This window comes from Clostridium algidicarnis (assembly GCF_000703125.1).
GTDB lineage: Bacteria > Bacillota > Clostridia > Clostridiales > Clostridiaceae > Clostridium_L > Clostridium_L algidicarnis.
In genome coordinates this window covers 2,301,329-2,318,390 of the sequence record NZ_JNLN01000001.1, presented here as the reverse complement: position 1 = coordinate 2,318,390, position 17,062 = coordinate 2,301,329, and the positions used below count along the sequence as shown (strand labels likewise).

Genomic DNA, 17,062 nt, shown 5'->3' with positions numbered 1-17,062 from the left:
ATGATCAAACATTAAAGAAACATTCCAATTGAACATTCTGTCTGTTGATAAAATTTATACCCTACACTCTCATAAACTGATAATGCTCTTTTATTGTCACTCCATACTTCCAATCTTGACTCTTTAACATCTAAAGCCATCAATTCCTGAAATGCTTTAAGAATTAGATTTTTACTAATACCAAATTTTCTCCATTCTTTTGAAACAAATAAATCATCCACCCAACCATATTTAACATTTGCTTCATCTTCTTTTATAACTATAACAATGTTACCTATAATCTCTCCTTTATGCTTAGCTGCTATACTAAACCATTGATTTTTATTTTTCAATTCTTTTAAATCTTCCACCGAATATCCATTAACAAATACTTTATTTTGTTTTTCTACTAATTCCATCATCTCATGTTCGTTTTCAAATTGAAGCTTACAAAAATCAATACCTTTAATTTCTTTAATTTCTAGTTCTTCGTTTGTTAATTCTTTTTTAATTATATACATACCTTCATCATTCTTGAAACCTACTTTAGAAGAATAATATTCAATACTTTCTTTATTATCTGAAAAACAACAATGGTAAACTCTCACTAAAAAATCTTTATAGTTCTCCTTTATAGTTCGTGAACATTTTATTATTTCATCAAACATTTTATCTTTTAATTCATTTCTGCCTTCAATATTATTAACGTTAATATCAAAATAAATGTTAATTCTAGGTTTCTCATGTATGTCTGAAGCCTTAAAAGGAGAAAATATCGCTTCTCCTACAAGATTCCCTTCTTCATCATAAGCCTCTATAGTATTTTTTCTTTCACTATCTTTAATTATATACATAATATATCCCCCCTTATTTACGCATAGATGGACGTTCAAACAATCTCCGTGATGATTTATTATAAGCATTACATTTTGCAACTGCTGTATGAATTCCTAGTTTTTCAAAGCCATATTGTAAAATTTTATTACAAGCTTTTGTGGCATATCCTGTCTTAAGACCTTTACACTACCTAGAAAGTATCGTAAAAAATGAGTCAAAGGCAATTAGCGCAGTACCAAGAATGAGGATAAAATAAAAAGAGGTATTTCGAGTGAGCATGTTTGTGTATTAAAAGTATATAGTGATAGATTTATCGCATAAAATAATGCCTATATCTTATTTTACTATACTTATAAATTACCTGTTCAAAAAAATATTTAAAAATAAGAGGAGGCACATATTATACATATATAATGTGTGCCTTCTTTATATAATTTGTTGATGACTTTGTTTATAACTTTTAATTCGTAAAATATGAATATTGTGAATTAATATAACTTCTGATTATGCTTATTTTGCGGGAGTTAGAGTAACTTATTCATTGATGTATAATTTGATACTCGAAATCCAAGGTTTCCATATAATGGTTTCCCTTTTTCAGTCGACATTAAATCAACTGCGGCAACGCCTAATACCTTTGCTTCCGATAAAAGTTCAGTCATAACTTTCGTTGCAATGCCTTTTCCTCTATATTGAGGGTATGTAAAAACATTGTATACCGTACCGACAAGATATGATGAAAACGCTATTAGAGGAGGTCTTTCCACGATTGACATAAATGCAGTTGCTAATACTTCATTCTCATTCTCGGCAATGATAGCAATAAATCCCTTGTTAAGGTGTTGAGTAAAATATTCTTCTAACTTTGTTCTAATATCTTGCACTTCTTCCGAAGAAGACACACCTTTTTCTGCAAACAGGTATTGCATACGAATCTTTATGAGGAGGTCAATATCTTCTTTAACCGTTTTTCTTACTTTCATGTTTTGCACCACCTTATATTTATAATCTTCAGTTCGCACTTTTTTACGATTATGAAACAACTGATATGGTAAATCATAACACTATTTACTGTACCCTTATGTATTTTTTATAAATATATTTGAGTCAAGTAAAAGTGGGGAACAAAGTGACCCTCTTCTCATCTTTAAATTACTTAAATTCTTATTTCTAAATTTCCTCAATATATTTACACTCAAACCTTTTCCACTCTTCACTTAATATTGAATAAATATATTCATCCCACCATATTGGCTGTCCAGCCTCTGTTGTTTTTATAGTAACAGCTTTTTTACATAACCCTTCTTTACGCATAGATAAACGTTCAAGTAATCTCCATGATGTTATATTGTCAGGATTGCATTTTGCAACTGCCCTATGCATTCCTAGTTTTTCAAACCCATATTGTAAAATTGCATTACAGCCTTCTGTGGCATAGCCCTTTCCATAGAATAAAGGATTAAAAGTATATCCTAGATCCCATGTTAAAAAGTGCTCTGGTTTAGCCCTATTAAAATATATATGTCCTATGACTTTTCTACTATCCTTTAACTCAACAGCCCAAAAAGTATCTCCTTTTGAAAAAAACTTTGTATAACTTTTGCATCCTTCATCAGAAGTGTCCCAGTCTTCCTCATATTTTATAACCTCTTCATATGAAACATACTCTTGTAAATCCTTCCAATCCTCAGGTTTGAAATTTCTTACTATCAACCTATCTGTTTCTATTCTTTTCACTTTCTATATCCTCCCTTTTTATTTTATCCATGACATTGTGTATTCCATGAAACCAGAATCTTCATTTGACTGTTCTCCTTTTATCTGGAAGCAGCAATGTTTATAAAAATTAACTGAAGATATATTTTCAGTATAAACTGCTAATTCTAAAATTGAATACAACGATTTACAATGATTTAATAGACTTTTTCCTATACCTTGTCCTTGATAATCTTCTAATACAAATAATGCACCAATAAATGAATTATCTATAATACTTATAAATCCTTTAATTATATTATCTTCTTTATAAACAAAAGTTGTAGAAATGGGAATATACTCTTCTTTAACAAGGTTATAATTTTTAATCCAATACTGCTCTTGTATGAAACTATGAGCAGAAATATTAGTCTTTAACCAAATATTCATAATTCCTTCAATTTCAAACTTTTCTAATTTTTCAATCATACTTTTTACTCCCTTTTTATACATTAATAAGGTTTAGTCCTAGGCCTCTTCTTCTATGCCTTGATATTTATTTTAAATTATAGACTATATATAATCAACATTAACTCAATATCCAAAGTGCATAGCTTGTATTAAAGCTAATAAGTTTCTTCTAGAAAACGATATAGTCTTTGAAGATAGACATATAGTTGAAAATAATCCTACTGTAGATTAACTTACTAAGTTGTTTTAAAAAAGTGATTTAGTAATTAAGAAGCTTTTTAATACTTCAGGCAAACTTTATAAAGAATTTTATATCCTCTATAACAAAATAAGTATTGAAAATATATTATTGAATGCATCTAAACTTCTGGACCTCTCAGGCTATTGTTAATTCCTTTCATATACATTGGATACTACTGTGTCATAAAATCCTGTTTTACTATAAAGGTTAGAAGCCTTATTATCAATTCCTGTACTTAAATATATATTTTCCATCTCATTTCCTCTTGAATCGTTAATAATATAATTTATCATAGACTCTCCTATACCCTTTTTTCTATACTTCTCATTGACAACAATATATTCTAATCTTGAAAAATCTACATCTTTTAAATATGACCAAACAACCAAACCAATGATTTTTTCATCATCCTCTTGAATACATGCAACCTTATATTCATCTCTTAATAATTCATTATAATTTTCTCTATTTCCATCCCAATTAAAAGCTTTATCTAAAATTTTAAAAATTTCAGCGCATTCTGAAACTTTATCCTTGCTAAATTCATTAACTTTGCACTTAACTTCTTTTATTGTATTATCTAAATCATAGCACATTTCTCTTTGAGTATTTTTATATTTCCATCCAGTATTCAAGTAGCATTTATTTAATATCTCATTTCTATCCGTACATACACCTGTTAAAACTTTAAAGTTGTATTTCTTGCTTTCCAAAATTAAATTTATAATATTTTCAACATTTTCTTTATTAAAATATTCTTTTATTACTATGGGACCTATGAAATATCCTTCACTTTCTCCCTCAGTATATAAAAATCCACCAATGCCTATTGGTTTCTCTTCATAATATATGATACATATACTATTGTTTAATATGTTGTCATAAATTTGCACCTCGGATATCAACTCTCCTAAATCATTGCATCTAGGATAACCTATACCCATCTCACAATTTTCATTTGAATATTTTAATATTTCATTAATAAATTTATAATTATCCTCTGCATTATATTTAATAATAAAATTCTTCATAACTAACTCCTCTCACATAATTCAACAAATCTTCTATTTATCTGACTTTAAAACGGTTACCAGAACTTTTATTATTGTACCATATTATTCAAATCTATAGTGTCCTGTAATAGATAAGCTCTTAGAATAGCTTATTAACGCATCTTCTTCTCTTTTAGGCTGTGCTGCATTATGAATGATGTATGATACGCCTTCACTATTTCGTTTATCTGATACAATGGCAATATGAGAATAATCTTCCCCAAATATAACAATATCCCCTGGTTGCCACTGACTTATTTCATAAGGATCTAAGCTATATGAAGCAGCATTATTATCAAAGTAAACCTTTAAATTAGGTACTCTTCTAAAATCAATATTCTTTTCTGACTTTCCCCCTACCCTTGGATACATCAATAAGTTATTATTTATATCTTCATCTACCATATCTTTAAGAGAGTATCCAGCATTTTCAAAAGCTCTCCATATAACATCTGAGCAAACCCCCTCTTTTTCTGGAGGATAGCCACCGTCATAATAAACACTTTTATACACTGGTTTATTCAGAGCATCCTTTCTAGCACCTAACAAAATATCAGTATAATCGTCTATGCCATTTTCATTATAGTCATTTTGGCTTTTTATAATTTCAATGCCAAAGTCCTTTGCTGTATAAGCTTTTTTAGGAATCAAGTTCCAATAGGATAAAGTAACATAACATCCTACTAGAATAGCTATTATACCCATAAAAATCAGTAGCTTTTTTCCCTTTCTTTTCATGTTATTCCCCCTATTATAATTCATTGCATCATATTTACTACGTATACAAAAGTCATATTGTTTAATTTTCCGTGTAATATTTTTAAAATTAACTTAAATAGAACTTTCAAACAAAAAACAGTGCAATAAAAAATAGTTTTCATTGCACTGTTTTTTAGATTATATCTTCTTTTGAAAATGTTTTAAGCTCTTCTAATGCTTTACCTATTTATTTTTCTTATTACTGGAACAATTTTCACACCTAAGATAGCCACAATAACAGATTTTATAATATCTCCTGGAATAAATACTAAGAATCCAATTTTCATGACTTTACTGAATGTCATGGTAATTTTCAATACATTATTAAGTATAATATACATATAAGGTACACCTATAATATATATTACTACAACACCTAATATTGAAGCTAAAAATATTCTTAAAAATGATGGTTTTTCACTTTTTCTTACTATCTTACCTATAATATATGAGGCAAAAACAAAACCTATAAGATAGCCAAATGTTGGATTGAAGATATAAGAAGGTCCTCCTCCTGATGTGAATATAGGAATTCCAAAAAGTCCAATAATTATATATAACAATTGGGATAAAGAACCCAAAAATGGTCCTAAAAGTACACCAGCAAGTGCTGTAAATAAATACTGAAGTGTAATAGGTGCAGGCCCTATAGGTATTTTTATGAATGCCCCTACTGCTGTAAGTACAGTAAATAATGCTACCAAAATCATATCTTTTGTTTTAATTTTCATTAGATCTCCTCCAAAATTATCTACAAATAAAAGTTTTTTTATAATTATTGTATACCTTCAATTTCAACTTGCTTTACAATAACTTATTATATATTAAATACAGCTTTATTGTAAAATGAATTTGAACTAATAAAAATATATCCATAAAAATCTATATTATATGATTTAAACTAATACTGTGTGATCTAATATAAATATCCAGCAACTATTAAAACTTGTGCTAAAACATAAGTTAGCATAATATATAGGTTTCCATTCTTGAGTTTGCCTTTAAAAGTATCAAATGCTAACATAGTATCTGAACATAAAAAGAGTAATGAGCCTATAAATGGTAAGAGAAACGATATATTTATATCCATAACCCAAATACGTGCTAAACTAGTAAAGCTCATTAAAATAATAATGATCATATAAATAAAAACAGGTATCTTCATATCTCCAAGATAATTTATTAGTTTTTTCATTATAATTGCGGCAACTACACCATATATAATAAGCATTAAATAAAACCATATAGGGATGTCCTTTACAAAAGATATACTTTGTTTAAAAAGTAGAACATAAGAAATGTGTCCTATCAAAAAAGCAATTAATCCAAATATAAAATTATTTTTCCTATCTGGCCATAGTAAAAAAACATCTCCAATAAAACCAAACGCTAATGCAATTATAATGAACTTATTAATATTCTCTGCACCTATTATATAAAAAGTTGCCAGTAGTGGCATTAAAAATGGTTTAGTATAGCAGCGCCCCTTTTTATTTTCATTCTTAATAAAAATCATATGCATAACAAAAATCAATAGAAATGCTCCGCCTATTATTACCTTGTATATCATAAGATCCTCCTTATATTAAATTTCTATTTAAAGACTCACTTCAAAAATTTATATAATTACCAATTGCATACAACACCCATATATGAACTGGATAGAATATATAAAAGAAATATTTAGCCTTTCTTCCCCTCTCACCATTATACATAAGTATAAATGGCAGTGAAAATACCATCATCCATTGATAATTTTGTACAAATAAGCTTTCATAAATGCTATTTGCTGGATTTGTTAATATTAAAAGTGAACATAAAATATACCAAAAACACATTTTAATTTTATTTTCTCTATTAAAATAAAATATAAGCGTCATAGCAGTGGCAAAAATTGAGCCTTCCGCAAAAAGGGTAAGAAAAAATGAAATGCCGATACTTAAGTTAGCTAATCCTTTATCACTGGTTTCTTTTTTCCATTCAATAGATGAAAGTAAAATTAAGTTTAATGCCATAGAGATTAATATATTATTTGTGATTTTTATTGGTCTATTAAATATATACATCAATATAGATGAGCCTATTAACATTATTATCCCACTAATAGCCAGTCTTTTTATATAGCTTTTTTTACTGCTTGTATGAAAAAATCCTTCAACTAGTAAATAAAAAAACACAGGTGCTGCAATTCTACCTATATAATGAAACCATAAGGGTGTTCCTTGAATGAACTCTGCAACATGGTCAATAAACATTGCTATTACCATTATTATTTTTAGCTGAAAACTGTTAAATTTCTTCATTATTAATATCCTTCCGAATCTTAAATTTAATTATTATCAATTATTCTTCTTATACTATTCTCAAAAATATAATTATATAACATATTTAATTTTGATATATAGTTAATATATAATTCTACAAAATATTCCCTTTTCCTTCTTATGAGCATTTAATTATCTATCTCCTCCTACTAGAGCGTTTGTCTCTTCATCTATAACCTTTTTATCAATCCTTTGAAACAATATATTAAACTCACTGATTTCTTTTCCTTCTTTAATCTCTATATCCTTCCACTGGTTGCATTCTATACCTAACCACTCTTCAATCTTACTAGATGACTTAGGTAAAAATGGATTTAATAAGTTAGCAATATTTATTATTGAATATAGGCAGTTATATATGGTATTACTACAATCTTTTATATCAGAATTAACTGTTATCCATGGCTCTTTTTGGTCAAAATATTTATTTACACTTCTTATAAATTCGAAAATTACTTCAATGCCAATCTTTAAATTACCACTTTCAATATGTTCGCCAACTTCCTTATATAATCTTTTAATGTCAACTTTCCTATCATTAACATTTCCTTTTGGAATGGTATTATTAAAATATTTTTTAACAAATACTAAGGTTCTATTTACCAAATTTCCATAGGCACCTAATAACTCGCCATTATTACTATTTATGAATTCCCTCCAAGAAAAATCAGTATCTCTCTTTTCAGGTGCATTTATCAATAAAAAGTATCTTAAAGAATCCACATTGTAACGCTCAATTATATCAGGTACCCACACTGCCCAGTTATTACTTGTAGATATTTTCTTTCCTTCTAATGTTAAGTATTCACTAGATATTATTCTATCTGGTAACCTTTCATATCCTATTCCACTTAGTAAAGCTGGCAGTATTATTGTATGAAATGGTATATTATCCTTTCCATGTACATAATAAGAAATGGCTTTTTCATTCCAAAAACTTTCATAGGATTCTCCTTTTTCTATTGACCACTTTTTACTTGAAGAAAGATATCCAAGCACCGCATCTATCCATACATATACCTTTTTGTCCTCAAAACCTTTAATTGGAATATCTATTCCTAATGATAAATCTCTAGATATAGCCCTATCTAATAGCCCTTCCCTTAAATATCTTTCTGTATTATTTACTGCATTGACTCTCCAGTTGTCCTTTGACTTTTCTAAGTTACCTTTAATTTCATTTGCTAATTTATATAGGGCTAAATATAGCTGTTTTGTTGCTTTTACTATAGGTTCATTATTGCATAGCTTACATTTCCTTTCTGATAATTCAAGTGGTTCTAATAGCTCACCACAACTGTCACATTGATCTCCTCTTGCTATAGCATTGCATTTAGGGCACTTTCCTTCTACATATCTATCTGGCAAAAATTGATTGCAATGTTCACAATAAATTTGCTCAACATCCTTTTCATAAATTAATCCCTTTTTATGGAGCAACCTTATTACATCTTGAACTTCATCTTTATGAAATTCATCATCTGTTCTAGAATAATAATCATAAGAAAAGTTTAATTTATCAAAGCAATACTTAAATTCATTATGATATTTATCAGCAATATCTTTTGGTGATACTCCCTCATTTTTTGCTCTAATTGATATTGGCGTGCCGTGACAATCACTTCCGGAAACATATAACACCTTTTCTCCCTTTGCTCTATAATATCTTGCAAGTACATCACCTGGTAACAGTGCAGCTATATGTCCTATATGCAATGATCCATTAGCATAAGGCCATGCTCCCCCAATAAAAATATTCATAATAATTCCTCCTCTAATTGATAATTTTAGATAATAAAAAAACTCCCGTCCTAAGAAACTAATCTTAGGAACGAGAGTAAAACTTCGTGATACCATCCTATTTCATATATACTTCACAATATATATCTCTTCAAGTACGTCATAAAATAATTTATATGATTATACTCTATCACTATAACGGGTGAATCCGTTGCAACCTTAATTTATAATCAAATCTCAGTGCACCGCTCCAAGGCCATTTTCACTTTAATATCCTCTGCTCCCTCTCACCAATGGGAACTCTCTGTATAAGTATTCTTAAAATTACTTTCCTCTTCTTTGCATTTATACTTTATTATACTCTATCAATTTATATTGTCAATATTATTAAATTTATTGCATCCAATTTTATTTAAAATAACCTTTGCTTATGCCAGTATTCTTCGTATTAGTTGCAAGTTAGATCTTTCTAGTTTATTCTTCTGTAAATTCTATTCATATCCATCTGAATGTTCAACACTTTGAAGTTTCTTTTTTTATTTCTTTTAGTACCTTTTTCGAGCCTCTCTCAATATCTTTTTCTAACTTTCTTTCCTTATAGCTTATGAATAACTGATTTAAATCATAACCCTCTGGATAAAGTTCACTTGCCTTTAATTCTAGTTTTATTCTTTTATAGTTAACCTCAATAAATTCCTTATTGTATAGTATAGTCACATTATTTAATCTATCTCTTTCTTTATATACAATGGCTGATTCATTATTTTCTAAAAGAATAATTTTATCACCTACAGAGTATTCATAAAAATCTTCCTTTACTTGTAACTCTTTATTTTTTATAACCTTACTACCTTTTATTAAAGCATAATTATAACTTTTAGTATCAATATATTCTCTTGCTTTATCAATAATTGAATAATGTAATCCCATCTTTTTAGAAATATATAAAGCATTACTATGGCCTACTTTTCCTATACTAAGCTTATATAGTGGTTCTAGGGTTTCTTTTTCAAACTCCATAGCTGCATTTTCAAAATCAGGATGTTCTTTTGAAAAATTTTTTATTTCTCCATAATGAGTAGTTGCTATAGTTATTGAGCCCTTATGATACAGTTCTTCTAATATGGCAATAGCCAAGGCAGATCCTTCATTTGGTTCTGTTCCACTGCCAATTTCATCAAACAATAGCAGTGTTGCCTTTGTACTTTCTTTAATTATTTCAGCTAGATTTTTTATATGAGATGAAAATGTACTTAACGCATTTTCAACACTTTGATCATCACCAATATCAACAAATAACTTTTTAAATACTGAAAGCTCTGTCCCTTCTTCAGCTTCTATATGAAATCCTGATTGTACTCCCAATGTTAACAAGCCAATTGTCTTTAATACTACAGTTTTACCCCCTGCATTTGGTCCTGTTATTATTAAACCTCTGTAATTTTCACCAATTTCAAAATCTAAGGGTATACTATTTTTAATAAGAGGATACTTTCCTTTAATAATCTTTATATATCCATATTCATTGAGTTTAGGTTTAATTCCCTTTATTCTTTTACTATATTTAGCTTTTGCCCAGATCATATCATATTCAGATATAACATCAACATTCATCTTCAAATCTTTTATTCTTTCAAAAAGCATATCTGTTAACGTAGCCAATATTCTATATTCTTCCATACCTTCTTCTACTTTTAATACTACTAAATCACTTGTATTCTTTGAAATAACATTTGGCTCTATAAATACTGTTGATCCCTTTGAAGATGTTTCAATAATTGTACCTTGAACTTTATTTTTATGTGCTGCCTTAATTGCAATTGTGTATTTTCCATAACGCTTACTAATGAAGAATTCTTGAATATACTCTTTATTTTCACTACTTTTAAGGAACTTATCTAACTTTTCCTTTATTTTACTTTCACATATATCAATATGCCTTCTTATTTTTTTAAGATCCTTACTAGCATTTGAGTCAACAATACTTCCTCTAATAGCTAGGTTTATTTCATCTTCAATATAGCTCAAATCAGAAATGTTTTGCCCATAAGAACTTAATGTAGGTGCATATCCTTCTTTGTCCTTTATAAATAACTTGACCTTCCTACATCCTCTTAAAAAATTTGATATCATAGTTAAATCAGCTGCATCTAAAGATGCTCCTTTTTCAATCTTCTCAATAATAGGATATATATTGAAAATACCTTCTAATGGTATATTATAAGATGCATCTAATAATCTTCTTCCTTCTGATGTTTCATTTAGTCTTTGATTTACAATTTTTATATTATCACTAGGTTCTAATTTATCGATTAATCTTTTGCCTAATCCACTAATGCAATATCCTTTTACTATTTCTTTTAACTCATGGTAATGTAATTTTTCTAATGTTACTTTATTCATATTAATAATCCTTCCTTTTATCTTTTATTACATTACAAGTCTACGAAATCTTGATAGATTTCTATTTTTATATAATAAAAAAAGCTATGGATACTTCCACAGCTTAAAATTCAACAATTAATAAAGGTAATTTTATTACCCCTTTAAAGTAAATTCGTGGACTTGTATCTTTAATAGTACAAATTAATTCCATAACAAATAAAAGGTATAAAACACCCTATTTTTTTGGAATTAATATTAAATTAACTATTTTAGATACTAAACACTCACAAAAATACCTCTCTCTTCTTGAAATCTATCTTAATTCAATATACATTAAATTTAATCTAATTGTCAATGTTATTATCCATATTTATACCAACCTTTGTAACTATAAGTTTTTTGTTATAGTAAATTTTAATTATAAAAACTCAAATCACTTTAGATTTAGATTCATTCTATTAAAGTATTGTGTTATTTTATACTGTAATAATTCATTTCCTTAATTCCTGAAATTCTAATGAGTCCATTTTTTTTCTATGTATTTTATATAAATGACCCCTAACACAAACCAAGTGAATACAATTACTGATTGTAATAGTAAAACTGTATTATCTGCCATAATTCCATTCATTATTTCTGCGACACTTATACTTGGAATCATAATCATGAATTTACCAATCCACTCAGGAAAACTTTCATATACAGATACAATTAAAAATAGTAATACCATAACTATTGATGAAACCGCTGAGCCCTCTTGAGATGTTCCTACTTTTAGACCTATTATTTCACCAAGTAAAATAAAAAGGCTTCCTCCTATTAACATAGGTATAATCAAAACAAAAAGCTCACTTGTTATTCCACGGTTAATTATATAAACATTTATTTGAGAAAACATTGATAAAATCAAAATTGCTAATCCTTTTGAAAACATTATTTCTCTAAAAGTAAGGGGTGTACACAAAAGTGCATCAATTGTCTTAGCTTCTCTTTCTTCGATAATATTAGGTCCGGTTAACATTATTCCTACCATAACCTGAGCAAATAATATCCATACTGATAATAAGAATATCTCTTGTCCTCCAATATTCATTGCTTGTGTACTAATAATAATAGTAGTGCCTTCCGAATTAAGCTTTTTGATATAATCACGTATTAAAGTCACAGTATTAGGATCAAGTCCACTAGTAGGCTCATCTAGAATTAGAACCTTAGGTTTGTGGAGTAATGCCCTAGCTATTAACACTCTCTGTTTCCAACCCTTTGATAGTTTTTCAACCTTCATATTCTTTTTATCTATTAATTGTAAATCTTCCATAACCTCATCTACTCTTGATGATGGTAATTGATAAATTTTAGAAAACATTTCTAAATTCTTTTGAATTGTTGCTTTCATATACAAATTAGGTAATTCAAATACAACACCTATATCACTATAAATATCATTTTTATTTTTAACATTATGCTTTCCATTAATAAAAATTTCTCCAGATGTAGGCTCTAACAAACCTATTATCATTTTAATTGTAGTAGTCTTCCCAGCACCATTTGGTCCTAGAAATCCAAATATATCACCTTCATTAACTTTAAATGTAATATTATTAATAACCTTTTTATCAGCAAATGTTTTCGATACTTGTTTTATTTCAATCACTAATACACCTCCTAATTATTGACTTTACTTTTTACTTTTCCATTATTATGATATTGCTTGCATTTTTTGAAATATACATTATTTCTCTTTGCCTAAAGGTAGTCCTAATTTAAAACATTGAACATTATATTTTATTAATATAATCTTTATAAATCTTATTCTTTTCAATCACTTCTTCTTTTTCAATATATGTGACATCAATACTTACAAACTTTCCTGTTTCCAGCCATACATCAATTACATTCTTTACTGTCTGATCATCATTTTATTTGACCTTTTTCTACCTATTATGGATAATAATGATTTAAGATCTTTTGCATGTCAATATGTGTAAACTTTATTTTTTGTTTAATTCTAGTTTTTTTATAATTTAAAATCATTTTCTTCTCTACTTTTTGATGTAAAGGTTCCAGCATTGATTAAATTTTTAGGCCTAGTAAACCTCCTGTGGCAAAACTTTCACCTTATCTTGGTTTTTAAAATAACCAATCTCTATCATCGCTATTACCTTCTTGAAAAATAAAAATACTCTTACCCATATTTTAAGGTAAGAGTTTTCACTATAATAATATATATTTACAATTTTTATTACAAAATTATATTTTTATAAGTAAAAAATTCAATTAACGTGCTACAATTCTTTTCTGATTTATTTATTGAACGGCTTATAATCTTACTAAAATCGGACTATAAAAAGTCATCCATTTTCCCCATTACCTTTTCAAAATAAATATTTGATTAGGATAATTAAACTTATCTACTAAGCCATCTTTAACAATTCCAATAATCTTCATCCAAGGAATTACATCTTGTGATTCTGCAAAATGAACAACAAATTTATTAACCATTTGATTCCCCTCCTTGATTTTCCATATACACAAAATGTTCTATATTATCAGATAAACTCATTAATTTTTCCTTAGTACCTAATGGATATAATTCAATATATTTTAAATCTTCTAATGGAATCCACGAAAACTTTACATTAATCCTTTGCCTTTCTAATTCATCTACTATGAAAAAGCTGCTAGCCGATTGAATTTGAGTTTCATCACACAAAGTAATTAAAAAGTACATACATATCTGATGGCATGGCTTAGTATTCCATGGAAAAAATACCTCTCCAATCCATAATAACCTTTCAGGTTTAACATCAAATCCTGTTTCTTCTTTAAATTCTCTAACAATACTATCCTTACTAGTTTCACCAAAGCTTACATGTCCACCAGGAATTGCATAATCTTTTTCCTCATTACATTGCTGGAGCAATACCCTTCCCTCATGTATTAATATTCCTCCAGTACGATAACTAAACACCCCATCTTCATTTTTAAATAGTATATCTTATTTATCCATTTATATCTCTTCCCCCAAACTATATTTTTTAAGCATATAATTAAATCTAGTTCACAATCATATTATGTTAAACCTAAAAAATTAATGCTAGACTTATGTATAATATAAAAAACCCACTAGTCTAAATAATCAAGGTTTTCATTGTGGACATTAGATTTACCTTACTATCACATCCTTATCCAGATTTAGTAAAACCCTCATTTACTTATGGTACGGTTCATCTCACCGTAAGTAAAAAAATTTAGACTTTACCATATACATAATAATCAGTAATATTTGAAATTCAAGTTTCTATTATAATTTTTTATGAAAAATAAGATACTTCTAGTTAAATAATTTCTTATTTGTTAACTAAAACTATCTTATTCAAGGCTCTCACCATACACTTATTTTATTAATTTCATCCTCATGTAACGGTAACTATTATAAATCTTCTGTCTTATAAACAGTATATCCTTCATAATAATAACTCGTATCAATACCCTTCATATAAATTTCTCTATCATTAACTTTATCAGTTAATGCCTCTTTCAAAAGGTGCTTAATCTCTATGTCTTTTATAGGACTACGTTCCATTGCAAGAAAATAGTCATTCTTGTCAACTTCACTCCAGTTCACTACTTTACCTAACTCTTTTTTCAGTATTAAATCAAGCCAAATTCGAGCACTTCTCCCATTTCCTTCTCTAAAAGGATGAGCAATATTCATTTCAACATACTTTTCAATTATTTCATCAAAACTTGATTGCGGCATTGACTCAATATGCTCTAAGGATGCTTTCAAGTACATAACAGGAGCAAACCTAAAATTCGCCTTTGCAATATTTACATAACGTATTACTCCTGCAAATTCATATATATCTTCAAATAAATATCGATGAATTTGGGCTAATGTATTATATTTCCCAGCTTCTAAACTATCTAAATATCCACTTTGAAATAATTTAACTGCTTTCTTCTTACTTATTTTTTCTTCTACCCTAGCAAGTTCAACTGAGTCTGTAATTTGCAATTTATTATTAAGTGCCATAATACCTCCTATATCATAAACCTCCATAGGTTTCTCTCATCAGTTAATTGCTTTTTAATTGTTTATTATCACTTCTTCTTTTTATTATAGCATTGATTTTAAATTTCTTTAATAGAAACTTGATTTCAATTTTTATTTACTTATAATAAAGATATATTTTGAAAAGTAAAATGTTCTTTTAAAATTAAATACTAATCCTTAATATTTTTTTCTAATAATTTTGGTTCTCCACAGATAAGCTTCATCTCTTATTATTTAATTCTGTTACCTTTTCTATTGAAAGTCCCATTTCTTTGCATAAAGTTTCAATGTCAACTCCTAATCTCAAAAAGTTAATTTATTCAATTAGATTATAATACCTTCAAAATGATCCATTTCATGTTGAATTATTTGTGCTGTAAATCCAGTAAATACCAATATATGCTTCTTTACTCCAATCATGTTCCCAGCTAATCCAACACAATGCTCTAAATTTGCTTTTAATGTATCTATTAAATCATCAATTACTATTATATCATTTTTAGTTGCATCTTCTGATTTTTGTCCTAAAAACAATATATCTTTTACAATTGGTTTTATCATAATTTATACCTCTTTTTCGGTTATATTTTTTATAAAACATAATATATCATTATATTATAAACATTAGCCATTTGTTTCACTTAATACACATAGACCTAATTGCAAAGAGAAAAAGCACTCATTAACATACCTACCTAGACTCGCCAAGTAGCTTTTGAATTTCCACTTCTGTAAGGGATCTATACTGGCCTTTTTCCAATGATTCATCTAACATGAGTCCCCCAATTGAAACCCTCTTTAAGTATACCACATAGCAGCCTACTGACTTTAACATACGCTTTACTTGGTGCTTACGTCCCTCTTTTATAGTAAGATATCCCGAAACAACGGGCTGGTTATAATGATCTGAGTCTATATTTTGTAAATTTTTATTAGGCATTTCATGTTTAAATTCTTTGTACATTCCGGATTTTTGTAGTTCTATTTTTGCAGGTTTCGTTAGTATTTCACCTTTTCCTATGTATATCCCTTGTTCTAATTGCCTCATATCTTCCTCATCTAAAAATCCCAAGGCCCAAAAAAAGTAAGTTTTTTCAATATGCTTTTCTGGATACATTAATTGGTGTTCAAATTCACCATCATTGGTAATTAGAAGCAACCCTTCTGTATCTTTGTCCAATCTTCCAACATGAAATACTCCATTCATATTAGCGTCATGAAAAAAATCAAATACGGTTTTGTTAACTGTATCTTTTCTTGCAGTAATATATCCAGCAGGCTTATTAAACATATAATATACTTTTCCAGTATACTGGACTACTTTACCTAGATATTCTATAACATCGGAACTTTCATTAATTTCTATTGCAGGCTTTGTTATTACCTCTTTGTTTACCTTTACCCTACCTTCTTTTATATAAGTCCTAACACTTTTCCTTCTTCCAAGGGATGATTGTGCTAGAAATTTATCTAATCTCATATTTTGTCACTTCTCTTTCTTTGGACAAAGATTTTTTTG

At 28.1% G+C, this 17,062-nt stretch carries 17 protein-coding genes, 1 pseudogene and 1 other annotated feature; all 18 genes and pseudogenes read right to left on the bottom strand.

Features of this window, described 5'->3' with window-relative positions:
* Positions 1 to 11: 11 nt before the first annotated feature.
* The 18 genes and pseudogenes from BV55_RS0111005 to BV55_RS0110905 all read right to left on the bottom strand — a co-directional run bounded on the left by BV55_RS0111005 (position 12) and on the right by BV55_RS0110905 (position 17,023).
* Positions 12 to 833, bottom strand: a complete 822-nt coding sequence (locus BV55_RS0111005; protein ID WP_029452868.1) for a GNAT family N-acetyltransferase — start codon at positions 831 to 833, stop codon at positions 12 to 14.
* Positions 834 to 846: 13 nt separating this feature from the next.
* Positions 847 to 975, bottom strand: a pseudogene (locus tag BV55_RS15960) (GNAT family N-acetyltransferase); the annotation flags it as partial.
* Positions 976 to 1,340: 365 nt separating this feature from the next.
* Positions 1,341 to 1,799 carry a GNAT family N-acetyltransferase gene (locus BV55_RS0111000; RefSeq protein WP_029452867.1) on the bottom strand — a complete coding sequence of 153 codons (459 nt, stop codon included), beginning with the start codon at positions 1,797 to 1,799 and terminating at the stop codon, positions 1,341 to 1,343.
* Positions 1,800 to 1,986: 187 nt separating this feature from the next.
* The gene (locus BV55_RS0110995; protein ID WP_029452866.1) at positions 1,987 to 2,553 is read right to left on the bottom strand and encodes a GNAT family N-acetyltransferase; all 567 of its coding nucleotides are present in this window, start codon (positions 2,551 to 2,553) and stop codon (positions 1,987 to 1,989) included.
* 18 nt (positions 2,554 to 2,571) lie between these two features.
* On the bottom strand, positions 2,572 to 3,000 hold the full coding sequence (locus BV55_RS0110990; RefSeq protein ID WP_029452865.1) for an N-acetyltransferase: 429 nt from the start codon (positions 2,998 to 3,000) through the stop codon (positions 2,572 to 2,574).
* 369 nt (positions 3,001 to 3,369) lie between these two features.
* The gene (locus BV55_RS0110985) at positions 3,370 to 4,254 is read right to left on the bottom strand and encodes a GNAT family N-acetyltransferase (protein WP_029452864.1); all 885 of its coding nucleotides are present in this window, start codon (positions 4,252 to 4,254) and stop codon (positions 3,370 to 3,372) included.
* An 84-nt stretch (positions 4,255 to 4,338) separates the two neighbouring features.
* Positions 4,339 to 5,013 (bottom strand): DUF1287 domain-containing protein, encoded by a 675-nt coding sequence (locus BV55_RS0110980; protein WP_029452863.1) that lies wholly within the window; start codon positions 5,011 to 5,013, stop codon positions 4,339 to 4,341.
* Between the two features lie 200 nt (positions 5,014 to 5,213).
* Positions 5,214 to 5,765, bottom strand: a complete 552-nt coding sequence (locus BV55_RS0110975) for a biotin transporter BioY (protein ID WP_029452862.1) — start codon at positions 5,763 to 5,765, stop codon at positions 5,214 to 5,216.
* A 185-nt stretch (positions 5,766 to 5,950) separates the two neighbouring features.
* A complete protein-coding gene (locus BV55_RS0110970) occupies positions 5,951 to 6,568 on the bottom strand; it encodes a lysoplasmalogenase (RefSeq protein ID WP_198023216.1) in 618 nt (205 codons plus the stop codon).
* 76 nt (positions 6,569 to 6,644) lie between these two features.
* Positions 6,645 to 7,337 carry a TraX family protein gene (locus BV55_RS0110965; protein WP_029452860.1) on the bottom strand — a complete coding sequence of 231 codons (693 nt, stop codon included), beginning with the start codon at positions 7,335 to 7,337 and terminating at the stop codon, positions 6,645 to 6,647.
* 153 nt (positions 7,338 to 7,490) lie between these two features.
* The gene (gene metG / locus BV55_RS0110955; RefSeq protein WP_029452859.1) at positions 7,491 to 9,119 is read right to left on the bottom strand and encodes a methionine--tRNA ligase; all 1,629 of its coding nucleotides are present in this window, start codon (positions 9,117 to 9,119) and stop codon (positions 7,491 to 7,493) included.
* A 63-nt stretch (positions 9,120 to 9,182) separates the two neighbouring features.
* Positions 9,183 to 9,447: a binding site (T-box leader), on the bottom strand.
* A 164-nt stretch (positions 9,448 to 9,611) separates the two neighbouring features.
* The gene (locus BV55_RS0110950) at positions 9,612 to 11,501 is read right to left on the bottom strand and encodes an endonuclease MutS2 (protein WP_029452858.1); all 1,890 of its coding nucleotides are present in this window, start codon (positions 11,499 to 11,501) and stop codon (positions 9,612 to 9,614) included.
* A gap of 496 nt (positions 11,502 to 11,997) precedes the next feature.
* Positions 11,998 to 13,137, bottom strand: a complete 1,140-nt coding sequence (locus BV55_RS15160) for an ABC transporter ATP-binding protein/permease (protein ID WP_051652492.1) — start codon at positions 13,135 to 13,137, stop codon at positions 11,998 to 12,000.
* Positions 13,138 to 13,850: 713 nt separating this feature from the next.
* On the bottom strand, positions 13,851 to 13,985 hold the full coding sequence (locus BV55_RS15900) for a hypothetical protein (RefSeq protein WP_278246645.1): 135 nt from the start codon (positions 13,983 to 13,985) through the stop codon (positions 13,851 to 13,853).
* The gene (locus BV55_RS14910; RefSeq protein WP_278246644.1) at positions 13,978 to 14,454 is read right to left on the bottom strand and encodes an NUDIX hydrolase; all 477 of its coding nucleotides are present in this window, start codon (positions 14,452 to 14,454) and stop codon (positions 13,978 to 13,980) included. Before BV55_RS14910 ends, BV55_RS15900 begins: the two co-directional genes overlap by 8 nt.
* Before the next feature lie 462 nt (positions 14,455 to 14,916).
* A complete protein-coding gene (gene fic, locus BV55_RS0110920) occupies positions 14,917 to 15,522 on the bottom strand; it encodes a protein adenylyltransferase Fic (RefSeq protein ID WP_029452857.1) in 606 nt (201 codons plus the stop codon).
* Positions 15,523 to 15,867: 345 nt separating this feature from the next.
* Positions 15,868 to 16,104 (bottom strand): peptide deformylase, encoded by a 237-nt coding sequence (locus BV55_RS0110910; RefSeq protein WP_029452856.1) that lies wholly within the window; start codon positions 16,102 to 16,104, stop codon positions 15,868 to 15,870.
* Between the two features lie 130 nt (positions 16,105 to 16,234).
* Complete coding sequence (locus tag BV55_RS0110905) at positions 16,235 to 17,023, bottom strand: pseudouridine synthase (protein ID WP_029452855.1); 789 nt, start codon at positions 17,021 to 17,023, stop codon at positions 16,235 to 16,237.
* Positions 17,024 to 17,062 lie beyond the last annotated feature (39 nt).

Bases quoted from the DNA above. Each gene is read 5' to 3' on its own strand.
- metG (WP_029452859.1), bottom strand. From the start codon at position 9,119: ATGAATATTTTTATTGGGGGAGCATGGCCTTATGCTAATGGATCATTG.
- BV55_RS0111000 (WP_029452867.1), bottom strand. From the start codon at position 1,799: ATGAAAGTAAGAAAAACGGTTAAAGAAGATATTGACCTCCTCATAAAG.
- BV55_RS0110985 (WP_029452864.1), bottom strand. From the start codon at position 4,254: ATGAAGAATTTTATTATTAAATATAATGCAGAGGATAATTATAAATTT.
- BV55_RS0110980 (WP_029452863.1), bottom strand. From the start codon at position 5,013: ATGAAAAGAAAGGGAAAAAAGCTACTGATTTTTATGGGTATAATAGCT.
- BV55_RS0110965 (WP_029452860.1), bottom strand. From the start codon at position 7,337: ATGAAGAAATTTAACAGTTTTCAGCTAAAAATAATAATGGTAATAGCA.
- fic (WP_029452857.1), bottom strand. From the start codon at position 15,522: ATGGCACTTAATAATAAATTGCAAATTACAGACTCAGTTGAACTTGCT.
- BV55_RS0110950 (WP_029452858.1), bottom strand. From the start codon at position 11,501: ATGAATAAAGTAACATTAGAAAAATTACATTACCATGAGTTAAAAGAA.
- BV55_RS0110990 (WP_029452865.1), bottom strand. From the start codon at position 3,000: ATGATTGAAAAATTAGAAAAGTTTGAAATTGAAGGAATTATGAATATT.
- BV55_RS0110905 (WP_029452855.1), bottom strand. From the start codon at position 17,023: ATGAGATTAGATAAATTTCTAGCACAATCATCCCTTGGAAGAAGGAAA.
- BV55_RS15900 (WP_278246645.1), bottom strand. From the start codon at position 13,985: ATGGTTAATAAATTTGTTGTTCATTTTGCAGAATCACAAGATGTAATT.
- BV55_RS0110975 (WP_029452862.1), bottom strand. From the start codon at position 5,765: ATGAAAATTAAAACAAAAGATATGATTTTGGTAGCATTATTTACTGTA.
- BV55_RS0111005 (WP_029452868.1), bottom strand. From the start codon at position 833: ATGTATATAATTAAAGATAGTGAAAGAAAAAATACTATAGAGGCTTAT.
- BV55_RS0110910 (WP_029452856.1), bottom strand. From the start codon at position 16,104: ATGATAAAACCAATTGTAAAAGATATATTGTTTTTAGGACAAAAATCA.